This is a genomic window from Erythrobacter sp. F6033, assembly GCF_023016005.1.
In the GTDB taxonomy this organism is placed as follows: domain Bacteria; phylum Pseudomonadota; class Alphaproteobacteria; order Sphingomonadales; family Sphingomonadaceae; genus Erythrobacter.
In genome coordinates this window covers 1,205,852-1,218,095 of sequence record NZ_JALKAZ010000001.1, presented here as the reverse complement: position 1 = coordinate 1,218,095, position 12,244 = coordinate 1,205,852, and the positions used below count along the sequence as shown (strand labels likewise).

Genomic DNA, 12,244 nt, shown 5'->3' with positions numbered 1-12,244 from the left:
GTGCCGAAGCGTGAAAAAAGGACGGGAATTACATGTCTGATGTCTTAAAAGACGCCGTGGTATCTATGCAGCAGGTGGGCGGACGGACGCTACGGGTTGCTACATGGCGGCTGGATGAGCCGAGCGAGCATTTGCCTGTGCTTTTCTTCAACGGGATCGGCGCGAATATCGAAGCAGTTGCGCCATTGGCCGATGCACTTCCAGAGCGCGCTTTCATCATGTTTGACATGCCGGGTGTGGGCGAATCGCCCGATCCGACAATACCGTACAACCCCTTCACCATTAGCTGGACCGCGTCAAAACTGCTCGACCAACTCGGCGTCGGTGATGTCGATGTAATGGGCATCAGCTGGGGCGGCGGTATTGCCCAACATTTTGCTATGCAACACGCGAGCCGCACGCGCCGCGTCGTTCTGATCGCGACAAGCGCCGGCATGCTGATGGTTCCGGGCAGCCCGAAGGCGCTGACCAAGATGGCCAATCCGCGCCGCTACATCGACACCGATTACATGCTGAAGAACTTCGAAACGCTTTACGGCGAAGGTCTAGGCAAGACGAAGGGCAAGAAGGGGCACATGTCCCTGCTCAAACCACCCTCCCCGCGCGGCTATATGTATCAGCTGATGTGTATGCTTGGCTGGACCAGCGCACCGGCGCTACCATTTCTGCTCAAGCAGAAAACCCTCATCATGATGGGCGATGACGATGCCATCGTGCCGCTCGCCAATGGCAAGTTTCTGTCCATGCTCATTCCCGATAGCGAGCTCGTCGTGATGGAAGGCGGCGGACACCTGTTCCTGCTTTCTCACAAAGAGCAATGCACCGCAGCAATGCGCGAATTTCTAGACCGTTCAGCGAGCGGAGAAGAGCGCGAAGCAGCGTAGTGAAGTGATTAGCCATCTACCCGATTGAGGCGGAGGCTAGGGAGAGATGCGATAGCGACAGCCACACCACAGGCGGACTCCGCCCTTATTCGGCCCCATCACGGATCGGGAGGAGCATTGGGCAAGACAGGGTTCGCCTGGGCCATTTTCGAATGGGCTCGTAATCCTTATTACATCCTGATCGTCATCTACATCTTCGCGCCGTACTTTGCGCGAGACATTATCGGCGCAGACTTGCTCGCAAGCGGCGAGTTAGACGCTCTGGGGCCTGACGAAGCATTGCGAACCGCCAATGCGCAGGGGCAAGCTACAATCGCCTCTGTGACCAAATGGGCAGGCTTGATCGCCGCGCTTTCTGCCCCGTTTTTGGGCGCAGCGCTTGATCGCGGCGGGCGATTAAAGCCGCTTTTGGCGGTGTTTCTGGGCACCATCGCGCTCTGTTCGGGAATGTTGTGGTTTGCGCAGCCCGGAGGTGCAGGCCTGCCTGTTTGGGCGATCATGTCCCTGCTGGTCGCGGCCTATGTCAGCTACACCTATTCCGAAGTGACGCACAACGCGATGCTATCGGTCTCTGGCCAGCCCGAGCGGCTTTCGATGATTTCGGGGCTGGGACTGGGGCTTGGCAATCTGGCGGCAGTGCTGATCTTTGTCGCGCTTGCGCTGTTGCTGATCCTGCCAGGCGCGATCCAGTGGCCATTCGCGGAGCCTCAGTTTGGCATGGATCTGACCACATTCGACCATGCACGGATCGCGGGACCGATTTGCGCGGTTTGGCTGGTGACATTTTCGATCCCGTTTTTCCTCAACGCAAAGGATCCTGGCGTTCCCGGCGCAAGCTGGCGCGCGGCCTTTGTAAGCGGCTTTCAAACTGTTCTGAAAACCTTGCGCGAGGCGACCAAATACCCTGATCTGATGAAGTTCCTAATCGCGCGCATGTTCTACCAAGACGGTATGGCAGCGTTGCTCGCCTTGAGTGCGGTCTACGTCGCGCTGTTTCTTGATTGGGGCTTTCTCGAAATGCTGTGCTTTGCGATTTTCGGCTCAGCATGGGCGTTTCTCGGCGGCATTTTCGGCGGCTGGTTAGACGGTAAGGTGGGCGTGAAAAACGCTCTCATCATCGAGATTGTCGTTATGGTGATCGCGTTTTCAGCGCAGCTTTCGCTAACGCAGGACACTTTGTTCTTTGGAGCAATGCAGAATTATCAGGTGTGGGACGGATTGGTGTTCCAGAGCCTGTCCGACCTCACCTATCTTAGTCTGATCAGCGTAGTCGCAGTCACGGTAACAGCCAGTATTTCCTCGAGCCGCGCGATGTTGGTTACGCTCGCTCCGGCAGGGCGCAGCGGAGAGTTTTTCGGACTTTACGCCATTGCCGGGACGATCACGGTCTGGATGGGGCCTTTGCTGGTGGAATTGTTCACCACCGCATTCAACGATCAACGGGTCGGCATGGCGTCGATCTGCCTGCTGTTCGGCATTGGTTTGGCGGTGTTGCTATTCGTTAGAATGCCTGAGCGGGCCTGAGACCTTACGCGCCCGGCAACCACTCTTTCAGCTTCGCATTGACTGCATCTGGAGCATCTTGCTGAACCCAGTGGGATATTCCGGGAAACCGTTTTAGCTCAAAGTCGGGCACCCATTCCTCGGTGCCTTCGGTGCAGTGGATATTGAGCGCAACGTCCTCTTCGCCCCACAGCATCAGGGTCGGAACCTCAACCTTGAAGTCACTCATATCCAGCGTGCCGCGATGGCGCAGGAGCGCGCGGTAATAATTGACCATCGCGGTACGCGCACCCGGTCGCATGGCCGCCCCGTTGTAGATCGCCTGCACTTCCGGCCCGAACAATTCAGGCCGGCAGCTCGTCTTTTCGATCAACCTGCCCGCGGTCTTGCCTCCGTTGCGGCCAAGGAATGCCTCCGGCACCCAAGGCAGCTGGAAGAAATAGATGTACCAGCTTTTCTTGAGCTGCCGCCAATGTTTGATCTCGCGCATTGCCACCTGCGGATGCGGCACATTCATGATCACCAACCGCTCCAGCGTATGGCCGCGCGTGATGGCATAGGCCCAAGCAATGATCGCGCCCCAATCATGCGCGAACAGAGTGACTTTCTTGGCCCCGCTCGCCTCGATCAGCGCCGCGACATCTCCGGTCAGTTTGTCCATCGCATATTCGCGGACGCCTTCGGGCCGAGATGTACCGCCATATCCGCGCAGGTTCGGTGCCCAGACCCGGTATCCCATGTCGGCCAGCATCGGCATTTGGTGCCGCCAGCTGAAATGGAGCTCGGGAAAGCCGTGGAGGCACAGCGCGAGATGATCACCCTCGCCCGCCTGCGCCACTTCGAATGTCAGCTCGCCCGCTTCGACGAAATCGATCGAAATCCCGCTATCGGCATCGGGCGTCCAGCTTTGCGGTCCACTTGGTTTCATGCTCATCGTGAAAACGTAGCAGGCATCCTGCGATTATGATAAGCCAGTCTCAAATAGAAACTGGGAGAGAGAACCATGCCAGCCTTCGATCTTATCATTCGCGGTGGGACCATCGTCGACGGAACAGGCGCAGAGCGTTTTACCGGCGATGTCGCGATCAAGGATGGTCTTATCGCGCAAGTCGGCGAAGTGCGCGGCGATGCGGTTGAAGAAATCGACGCATCGGGCAAGGTCGTCGCCCCCGGGTTCGTCGACATTCACACACACTATGATGGCCAAGCGACGTGGGATCAGGAGATGGCCCCGTCCAGCTGGCATGGCGTCACAACGGTCGTAATGGGCAATTGCGGTGTCGGTTTTGCCCCTGCCAAGCCTGACCGTCATGAATGGTTGATCAGCCTGATGGAAGGGGTTGAAGACATCCCCGGCACCGCTCTCGCCGAGGGGATTACATGGGATTGGGAGACATTCCCCGAATATCTCGACGCGCTGGAAAAGCTGCCGCGCTCCGTCGATATCGGCACCCATGTGCCTCACGGAGCAGTGCGCGCTTATGTGCTCGAAGACCGCGAACAGCCCGGTGCTGTGCCTACCGACGATGACATCGCCAAAATGTGCGACATCGTGGAGGAAGGCGTGCGCGCTGGTGCCCTTGGCTTCTCGACTTCGCGCACAGTGCTTCACAAGTCGGTGGAAGGCGAGCTTGTCCCTGGCACCACAGCAACGCCGGAAGAACTGGTCGCAATCGGGAAAGCGATGGGCCGCGCCAAGGACCAAGGCGGCCATGCCGTGTTTGAAATGGCGAGCGACCTGCAACGCGACTGGAACGAGTTCGAATGGATGGGCAAACTATCCCGAGAGGCGGGCATTCCCGTTACTTTCGCCGCGCTGGAATCCATCGCCAAGGAAATGCCGCTTAAAGAACAAATCGAAACGATGCGCGCCGAGAACGATAACGGCGCAAATATCGTCGCGCAGATAGCCTTGCGCGGGAACGGCATCATCATGGCGTGGCAAGGCACAGTTAACCCGTTTGCGTTCCGACCAAGCTGGGAAACGATCAAAGAACTGCCATGGGCCGAGCAGAAAGCGAAGCTGCTCGATCCTGCGTTCAAGAAACAGCTTTTGTCAGAAGCCAACGATTACAGCGAAGCTCCGATGGACATCATCGGTGTGGTGATGGTGATCACGCAAGGCTGGGCGCTGCAATACGAGATGGATCCGGATTTCGATTATGAGCCGGATGAAACCGCCAGTGTAAATGCGCGCGCGCAAGCTGCCGGTGTTGATCCGCAGGAATACGCATATGACATGTTGTGCGCTGACGATGCGACCGGCTTTATCTACTTGCCGATTTTGAACTACGCCGACGGCAATCTCGATTTCCTTCATCCGCTCCAACACGCGGATGACACCGTAAATTCTCTATCCGATGGCGGCGCGCATTGCGGCACGATCTGCGATGCAGCATCGCCTACCTTCATGCTGGAACACTGGGTAAAGAGCCGCAAGCGCGGTGATCGGATCAGCCTAGAAAACGCGATCAAACGCCAATGCCGAGACACGGCTGTTCTCTATGGTCTGGAAGATCGCGGCGTGATCGCGCCGGGTTATCTCGCTGACTTGAATGTCATCGACATGGACGCGATCAAGCTGGGCCGTCCGTGGCTGGCGTTTGATCTTCCCGCAGGCGGCAAGCGCCTGCTGCAACAGGCCGATGGCTATGTCTGCACGATTAAGAACGGCGCAGTGACATTCCGCGATGGCAAATGGACCGGAGAAACACCCGGAGGGCTGATCCGCGGCCCGCAACGTGCGGAGCTTGCGGAAGCGGCTGAATGACAGCCTACTCCCCTGCGCCCGGTGATTGGGCTGTAATCACGGGCGCAGGTCGAGGTATCGGTCGTTGGCTGGCGCAGCATTTTGCAGCCAAGGGAATGCGTATCTGCGCACTGGATATTGACGCGTATGAAGCCGAAGAGACCGCACGCCTATGCGGACCAGATTCTCGTGCGCACGGATGCGATGTATCCGATGCCAAGGAGACCGCGCGCGTCGCCGAAAAGCTGATCGCGCAGGGTGTTGAGCCGTCTCTGCTGTGGATCAACGCAGGCGTGGGCAGCGCGGAAAATGTCAGCACCGCAAAACCGCGCACATTCGACTGGTTGATGGGCGTCAACGTGATGGGGCCAGTCTACACTGCGCAAGCATGGCTTCCCGCGCTTAAAAAACTGAGCGGGAACAGGCATGTCGGGATCACCGCAAGCTCCGCCTCTGTTACGCCTGTAAGCGGCCCCTTTACCCTCTACGCGACGACAAAGCAGATGACTGCGGCCATCGGTGAAGCGCTGACAGCCGAACTTGCCGAGGATGAGATTGGTGTGACAATCCTTTGCCCCGGCATCCTCAACACAGAAATCTGGAACGCGGCGCAGGCCCGGCCCGAACGCTTTGGCGGCGCGCGCGAGGCCCCTGATGCACTCGGAGATCACTGGCGTGCACAGCCCGGACCTGAAGTTCTGGAGCGCGGCCTGGACACCACCCTCGCCAATGGCGGCGGATGGTGCATCATCCCAACCGAAGCCGACACAGCCCAAAAAATGAAAGCCCGCCACGCGGGTCAGCGTAGCGGGCTATTTGATTATGCTGTGCCATCACAGAGGGATGGCTAAAGCACCTGCCTACTAAGGCTCAATCACGATGCCTTTGGCCGGATCAACGCTGCCGCCAATCATTTCCAGATAGACGCTTTTCGCCGCTTCGAGACCCGAATGTTTCACGACATCGACGGTGCCTTCGGTCGAACCGAGGAAGCCATGCCACGCTTTGCCAACGAGCTTGCCACCTTCAACGGGGCCGTGCTCTTTGAAGAAAGCAACAGCGTGATCGGGCGCGAAGAACAATTTAGGCTTGGGGCCGGGTAATCCGCGATCATCGGTCATGCCGCCGCTGCCGCGCTCTTCGATATGAGTAGCCCCGACGAGGCACGAATATTTCAGCGTGTCGGAGAAATGCTCATGCAGATTGGCAAGGAGGCTGGCATTGCCCGCAAAGTCGACCGTGACGCTTTCCGCAATCGGAAGCATTCCGACTTCATCATATGACACAACCTTATCATAAAGCCCTGTTTTTTCGACGAATTCGACATTCCCAGCCGATGTCAAACCAATGCGTTTAATGCCTGGCGAGTTCTGCTGCGCCACGCTCGCCAGACCCATTGCTGTCTTGGACGAAGCGCTGGTCAGGATCACCTGGTTCGCGCCGAACCAATCTTCATTGCGCATGAAGTATTCGATCAGGAATCCGGTTTTGAACAGTGGGCCAAAGATCATGCGCTCGGCTTCACGCGACGCATCGTGCTCGGGGTCAGCGGCAAGGCGCGAATACTGATTGTAGATCGGGCTCATCGGCTGACGATAATCGGTCATATCCGTAAAGCTGGATGCAGAAACCTTGCCCGGTTGCACGTCCAGATGGGTCGCCATCGGGAGATAACCGTAAACGCGCTCGCCAACAGCGAACTCATCATGGTTGCTTTCGATCACCTTGGCGTGTCCCCACATCGGAACTATCCCAAAGCCTTCGGGCGCGGGGAAGAAGTTCCAATATCCGAAACCGTCGCCGACAACCGCGTAAGTGATGTTGTTCGCCGTGACGGAAAAGCTCTCGATTTCCAGACGGACAGCGCCGTCTGCAAGGTCGGTCAGCTCAACATGGACGAGATCGGCTTGGGTAAGTTCGTCTTTTTTGACGTGAACTTGCTGAATGGTCATGGGGTTTCTCCTATTTGACGATACCCCTAACGCATCACGGCTCGCTTTCCCACCGTGTAGCTTGGATCGATGGTCGCTTTCCGCACGCTGTCATCCACTGAGAAATATGATCGCATTGCGCGATGCCCATTCTACCTTGCGGGGTAAGCTGAAGCCCTCGCAAGACTGGGTAGAGAAATACATCTGCCATGGAAAAACCGTTTGCTGTCCACGCACCATCAACGCTCATTTCCGCTTCGACAAAGCCAAGCGCGCGGCTGATATTTGGCAGTGCGGCTTCGATCTTTTCCCGCTCCAGAGGAAACCCAGCGACCGTGTGCATAATCCACGGCATTACAAGACCGTTTTCAAACAGCGGGAACAGGTAATTGTTGGCAATCGCGACCCACTTTTCACTAACCGCTCGGGCAGCCGGATCGGAAAGCTGCAATGCACCGCCATTGTGCGCATTGTCGATGTAGTTCGCGATCGCGACGCTTTCGATCAGCTCTAGGCCGTCGACCTCGACCACAGGCACCTTGCTGAACGGATGCCGGTTCTGCGGCGACCTGGCAGCAGTTGCGATAGTTTCGTGACTTAAGCCCGATTCTTCACAAGCGATCTGAACGATGCGGGTGTAGGTCGAAATGACCGTACCGAAGATGCGGACCTGAGCCACTACCTATTCAGGACGGCAAGATCAGCTGGCCAGCTGACGCCGATGAGATGCGGACCGCTAGTCGACGCTGAAGACGCAAAACGCCAACCTCTGGCTGACCCAACACCAGTCGGACAAAGCCGAATGCCGATTGTTCAGCGGTTATCTTTGCCCAAGGGACCAAGATCGGCTTTGCGAAAGGAGAAAGAAGCTTTGACGTTTGGATGCGTAAACCGCTCTCACATGCCTCTAACAGCAAACTGAAACCGTATTGCACCCCGCCAGGTGGAAAACGGCCCATGCTGCCGGAAACACTCCCAAGACTTGCCCAAACGATTGCGTCCGCTCGATCCGGAAATGCCCGCTGCAATCCCGGCCATCCACTTAGCGCTCCGAGCAAGGAGGTAACGCCTAACCAGAATAGTGGAAAGACAACCAGAAACCCGGCAATAATGAGTGCAGTAGAGAGCCATGTCTCCATTGCGGTTTACACCCGCATCGGCATCAATACATAAAGCGCCGGTGACTTCTCGTCCTGACGGATCATCGTGGGTGCGCCTGCATCTGCGAGATGCAGCTCAACTGTCTCGCTGTCGATCTGATCAAGGATGTCTTTCAGGTAGTTGGCGTTAAAGCCAATCTCGAAACCTTCGGATTTGAATTCAGCCGCCAGTTCTTCTGTCGCGGTGCCGTTATCTGGTGATGTGACAGACAGCGTCACTTTGTCCGTATCCAGCCCCATCTTCACCGCGCGCGTTTTCTCGGTCGCGATGGTCGCAACACGGTCTACGCCTTGGAAGAACAGTTTCGGATCGACCTTCAATAGCTTGTCGTTGCCGGTCGGAATTACACGACTGTAATCCGGGAATGTGCCGTCGATCAGCTTGCTGGTCAGGACAACGCCGCCCTCACCGCCAAGAGTGAAGCGGACCTTGCTCGCCGACAGATCGACCTGAACATTGCCATCGAGCGCTTCTTCGAGCAGCTTACGCAGTTCGGCCACGGCTTTGCGCGGCACAATGACGTCAGGCATGCCCTCGGCGCCCTCAGGACGGTCGAGCGTAAAGCGTGCAAGGCGGTGACCATCGGTCGCTGCGGCTTTCAAAACGGGTGCGTCTTCATCGGTAACGTGGAGGAAAATGCCGTTGAGATAATAACGGGTTTCTTCCGTCGAGATCGCAAATCGCGTGCGATCAATCATTTCGGCGAGCGTGCGCGCAGGCAGCTCAAACGAAGTCGGCAGATCGCCTTCAACGATTACAGGGAAATCATCACGCGGCAGAGTCGGCAGTTTGAAGCGGCTGCGACCAGCTTTGATTTCCATGCGGTTTTCAGCGGTTTCAATGCTAACCTGGCTGCCCTCTGGAAGCTTGCGGGCAATGTCGAACAGCAGGTGGGCGGAAACGGTGATCGCCCCGGCATTCTCGACGGAAGCCGCCGACATGGTCTCGACCACTTGCAGATCGAGGTCAGTCGCCATCACTTTCACGCTGCCACCATCGCTGGCATCGATCAGCACGTTGGAAAGGATCGGAATAGTATTCCGACGTTCAACCACCGACTGGACGTGGGAGAGACAACGCAAGAGCGTCGCGCGTTCGATCGTAGCCTTCATCGCTTACCTATCGCTTTTGGGGGCCTTCGCCCTCGTTTCGCGCGTTGGGGCGGAATCGCCTCTTGCGCACTGGAATTCGTCGGAAAACCTTAGCGCGATGGCGGTTGCGGGCAAGCCGCACGGAATACGAATTGCGGACTCGTCTGGGGATAAGGGGCTCTATGGCGCTCTAAGAGGCCCTAGAACCCCGTTTAAGCGTCAGGACAGCATCGCCATGCCACCATTCACGTGAATGGTCTGTCCGGTAACATAGCCCGCCTCTCGGCTGCCGAGATAGGCAACAGCAGCACCGATATCGTCGCCCTCACCCATTTTACCAGCCGGGATCTTTGCATTGATGGTATCGGTTTGCTTCTCATCCAGTGCAGCCGTCATTGCGGTTCGAATGAAGCCGGGCGCGACGCAGTTTGCCGTGATGCCGCGCGAGGCGACTTCTTGCGCAAAACTCTTGGTCATGCCCGTCACACCAGCCTTGGCGGCGATGTAGTTCATCTGCCCGGGATTGCCCGTCGCGCCGACAACGCTGGTGATATTGATGATCCGGCCAAAGCGGGCCTTCATCATTGGCCGGGCGCTGGCGCGCATCAACCGGAATGTCGCCTCAAGGTTGATGCGTATGACATCATCCCATTCTTCGTCCTTCATCCGCATGGCGAGATTGTCACGAGTGATGCCGGCATTGTTCACGAGGATATCGATCCCGCCCATCGTGTCGAGCGTGGCAGGGATCAGTTCTTCGACCTGTGTCGTATCGGATAGATTGCAGGTGATCTCCACATGGTCACCGCCATGTTCCTCGATCAACTGCTCACGAAATCCGCGTAATTTCTGACCGTTAGAACCGGACAAGGCGACGCGCGCACCTTGTTTCGCCAGCGCAATAGCAATGGCAGAACCGATGCCGCCGCTTGCGCCGGTCACCAAAGCGTTCATTCCAGAAAGTGAAAACATAGGGTGTCTCCTCACCACTCGAGATAATAGATTAGTGCTTCTTCCCCGACTGCACCGGTGCCCTCGTACAGACCCATAGCCGGAATATTGTCAGGTTCGGTACCCAACCAAATTTCATCAATGCCCTCGGCATCTGCCCGCTTGGTCACTTCTTTCATCAGCGTCTTTGCAATGCCGCGCCGCCGCCAATCATCGCCTGTACCAATTTCGTCAAGGTAGAGCTCCGCCTCTTTGTCCGGGTGGTGGTGGACAACGCTCATGCATTGGCCAACAACAACTTCGTCAAAAACCGCAACTACCATCCAGTTCAACGGATTGGAGAGATAACGCTCGAGGCGCTCCGGCTTAATATCTTCGTCAAAGACTCCATCAGCGACTTGGTTCAGCACATGCTTGTTTGCGGCGCTTACCCATTCGGTCTGAAAGTTGAAGCCTTCGGTACTCACGTTCCTGCCAGTTGCTCCACTGCTTTCGCACGCAGAAGGCGAGCTGCAAGATATCCGCCGATTAGTTCAGACTGTTCCACAGTGGCGCTTACAGGTTCGTCGATAAGCGTCTCTTCGAACCATGCGGCTTCGTTCGCATTCAGATTTTCGTCTGCACCGGGCCCACCGTCACCAAAAACCATTTTTTCAAACAGAGCCATAAAGCGCGCATTGTCTGTTTCGGAAAGCTGGGTATCAATCCTTCGAACCACTTCGACGACATCGGGCCGAGTAGCCTGAATTCCGCGTTGCGAAAGAAGGGCGAATTGATGCTGTGACAGCATCATATTCATCGACGTATCGCCACCGTCAGTACACTCGAGCACTCTGCGTCTAAGGGCCATACCAAGCGATTGAGACACTTCGGTATCATTGATCGAATACTCTTCGATATATCGATCGAGCACTGCCTGCTCGTCAGCGGTGTAGCCCGTATCCACGCAGGCGAGCAGATCATCGACATTGTCAGCCGCGTGCGCCGGCATCGCAACGAAGGCGCCAACCAACGAAAGCGCGGTAATCCAACGCATTACGTGACGCCCTTCACAAAGCCTTCGATGTTTTCCATCGTGATCAGGCTTGTTGTTGTGGCCTCTTTCGCAATCCGGCCAATCATCGGCGCTAGCACTTTACCGCCCAGCTCGACGAAATTCTCGACCCCGTCCGCGCTCATTGCCAAGACACTCTCGCGCCAGCGCACGCGGCCGGTCACCTGCTCGACCAGCAGAGCCTGCTCTTCGGCAGGGTCACTAACCTTCGCCGCCGTAACATTGGCATAGAGCGGCAAGGAGAGCGCACCAGGAGGCGTTTCGCCGAGCGCTTCGGCCATACGGTCAGCCGCCGGTTGCATCATGGAGCAATGGAAAGGCGCCGACACGGGCAGCAGAATTCCGCGTTTGATCCCATGGTCCTTTACCAAGCCGACAGCGCGTTCAATCGCGCTCTTTTGTCCGGAAATCACGACTTGCGTCGGGTCGTTATCGTTGGCGATCTCGCACACTTCGCCTTCGGCTGCGGCTTCGGCAAGTGCAGTCGCTTTCTCGACATCGGCGCCAAGCAATGCTGCCATCGCGCCTTCTCCAACGGGCACAGCGGCCTGCATCGCCTGTCCGCGCAGTTTCAAAAGTCGCGCAGTGGTCGAAAGGTCGAACGCGCCAACCGCGCACAATGCGGTATATTCGCCCAAGGAATGGCCCGCGACGCATACGCCCTTGTCGGCCAGTTTTACGCCAAATTCGGTTTCGAGCACGCGCAATGTCGCAATGGCATTTGCCATAATTGCTGGTTGGGCATTCTCAGTAAGAGTCAGCTGATCTTCCGGACCGTCACGCATAATGGCGGACAGCTTCTGACCGAGAGCTTCATCGACTTCTTCAAACACTTCGCGGGCCGCGCTGCTGGCTTCGGCCAACTCGCTGCCCATTCCGACTTTCTGGCTACCCTGTCCGGGGAACACGAATGCACGCAT

Annotated in this window: 12 protein-coding genes; 4 read left to right on the top strand and 8 right to left on the bottom strand. The window is 57.1% G+C overall.

Going from position 1 to position 12,244, the window contains the following annotated elements:
- Positions 1–32 precede the first annotated feature (32 nt).
- Entirely contained in the window at positions 33–884 is an 852-nt protein-coding gene (locus MWU39_RS05750; protein ID WP_247159039.1) for an alpha/beta hydrolase, read from the top strand.
- Between the two features lie 117 nt (positions 885–1,001).
- Positions 1,002–2,408, top strand: a complete 1,407-nt coding sequence (locus MWU39_RS05745) for an MFS transporter (RefSeq protein ID WP_247159037.1) — start codon at positions 1,002–1,004, stop codon at positions 2,406–2,408.
- Between the two features lie 4 nt (positions 2,409–2,412).
- On the opposite strand, the gene MWU39_RS05740 is transcribed toward MWU39_RS05745, so the two are convergent.
- Positions 2,413–3,321 carry an alpha/beta fold hydrolase gene (locus MWU39_RS05740; RefSeq protein WP_247159035.1) on the bottom strand — a complete coding sequence of 303 codons (909 nt, stop codon included), beginning with the start codon at positions 3,319–3,321 and terminating at the stop codon, positions 2,413–2,415.
- Between the two features lie 69 nt (positions 3,322–3,390).
- Here MWU39_RS05740 and MWU39_RS05735 point away from each other — a divergent pair, with 69 nt between their 5' ends.
- Both MWU39_RS05735 and MWU39_RS05730 read left to right on the top strand, forming a co-directional pair.
- Positions 3,391–5,157, top strand: coding sequence for a D-aminoacylase (locus tag MWU39_RS05735; protein ID WP_247159034.1), 1,767 nt, complete (start codon positions 3,391–3,393; stop codon positions 5,155–5,157).
- Entirely contained in the window at positions 5,154–5,987 is an 834-nt protein-coding gene (locus tag MWU39_RS05730) for an SDR family NAD(P)-dependent oxidoreductase (RefSeq protein ID WP_247159033.1), read from the top strand. The genes MWU39_RS05735 and MWU39_RS05730 overlap by 4 nt, the downstream gene beginning before the upstream one ends.
- A 12-nt stretch (positions 5,988–5,999) precedes the next feature.
- On the opposite strand, the gene MWU39_RS05725 is transcribed toward MWU39_RS05730, so the two are convergent.
- The 7 genes from MWU39_RS05725 to fabD form a co-directional block, all read right to left on the bottom strand.
- On the bottom strand, positions 6,000–7,088 hold the full coding sequence (locus tag MWU39_RS05725; RefSeq protein ID WP_247159032.1) for a DUF2855 family protein: 1,089 nt from the start codon (positions 7,086–7,088) through the stop codon (positions 6,000–6,002).
- Between the two features lie 34 nt (positions 7,089–7,122).
- A complete protein-coding gene (locus MWU39_RS05720; protein WP_247159031.1) occupies positions 7,123–7,746 on the bottom strand; it encodes a glutathione S-transferase family protein in 624 nt (207 codons plus the stop codon).
- 466 nt (positions 7,747–8,212) lie between these two features.
- Complete coding sequence (gene dnaN / locus MWU39_RS05715) at positions 8,213–9,340, bottom strand: DNA polymerase III subunit beta (protein WP_247159030.1); 1,128 nt, start codon at positions 9,338–9,340, stop codon at positions 8,213–8,215.
- Positions 9,341–9,538: 198 nt separating this feature from the next.
- Positions 9,539–10,291, bottom strand: coding sequence for a 3-oxoacyl-[acyl-carrier-protein] reductase (gene fabG, locus MWU39_RS05710; protein WP_247159029.1), 753 nt, complete (start codon positions 10,289–10,291; stop codon positions 9,539–9,541).
- An 11-nt stretch (positions 10,292–10,302) separates the two neighbouring features.
- On the bottom strand, positions 10,303–10,737 hold the full coding sequence (locus MWU39_RS05705; protein ID WP_247159028.1) for a GNAT family N-acetyltransferase: 435 nt from the start codon (positions 10,735–10,737) through the stop codon (positions 10,303–10,305).
- The gene (locus MWU39_RS05700) at positions 10,734–11,306 is read right to left on the bottom strand and encodes a hypothetical protein (protein ID WP_247159027.1); all 573 of its coding nucleotides are present in this window, start codon (positions 11,304–11,306) and stop codon (positions 10,734–10,736) included. Before MWU39_RS05700 ends, MWU39_RS05705 begins: the two co-directional genes overlap by 4 nt.
- The gene (gene fabD / locus MWU39_RS05695; RefSeq protein WP_247159026.1) at positions 11,306–12,244 is read right to left on the bottom strand and encodes an ACP S-malonyltransferase; all 939 of its coding nucleotides are present in this window, start codon (positions 12,242–12,244) and stop codon (positions 11,306–11,308) included. The genes MWU39_RS05700 and fabD overlap by 1 nt, the downstream gene beginning before the upstream one ends.

Excerpts from the sequence above, each read along its gene's own strand:
- MWU39_RS05740 (WP_247159035.1), bottom strand. The coding sequence starts at position 3,321 with ATGAGCATGAAACCAAGTGGACCGCAAAGCTGGACGCCCGATGCCGAT.
- MWU39_RS05735 (WP_247159034.1), top strand. The coding sequence starts at position 3,391 with ATGCCAGCCTTCGATCTTATCATTCGCGGTGGGACCATCGTCGACGGA.
- MWU39_RS05750 (WP_247159039.1), top strand. The coding sequence starts at position 33 with ATGTCTGATGTCTTAAAAGACGCCGTGGTATCTATGCAGCAGGTGGGC.
- MWU39_RS05730 (WP_247159033.1), top strand. The coding sequence starts at position 5,154 with ATGACAGCCTACTCCCCTGCGCCCGGTGATTGGGCTGTAATCACGGGC.
- MWU39_RS05700 (WP_247159027.1), bottom strand. The coding sequence starts at position 11,306 with ATGCGTTGGATTACCGCGCTTTCGTTGGTTGGCGCCTTCGTTGCGATG.
- dnaN (WP_247159030.1), bottom strand. The coding sequence starts at position 9,340 with ATGAAGGCTACGATCGAACGCGCGACGCTCTTGCGTTGTCTCTCCCAC.
- MWU39_RS05725 (WP_247159032.1), bottom strand. The coding sequence starts at position 7,088 with ATGACCATTCAGCAAGTTCACGTCAAAAAAGACGAACTTACCCAAGCC.
- fabG (WP_247159029.1), bottom strand. The coding sequence starts at position 10,291 with ATGTTTTCACTTTCTGGAATGAACGCTTTGGTGACCGGCGCAAGCGGC.
- fabD (WP_247159026.1), bottom strand. The coding sequence starts at position 12,244 with ATGCGTGCATTCGTGTTCCCCGGACAGGGTAGCCAGAAAGTCGGAATG.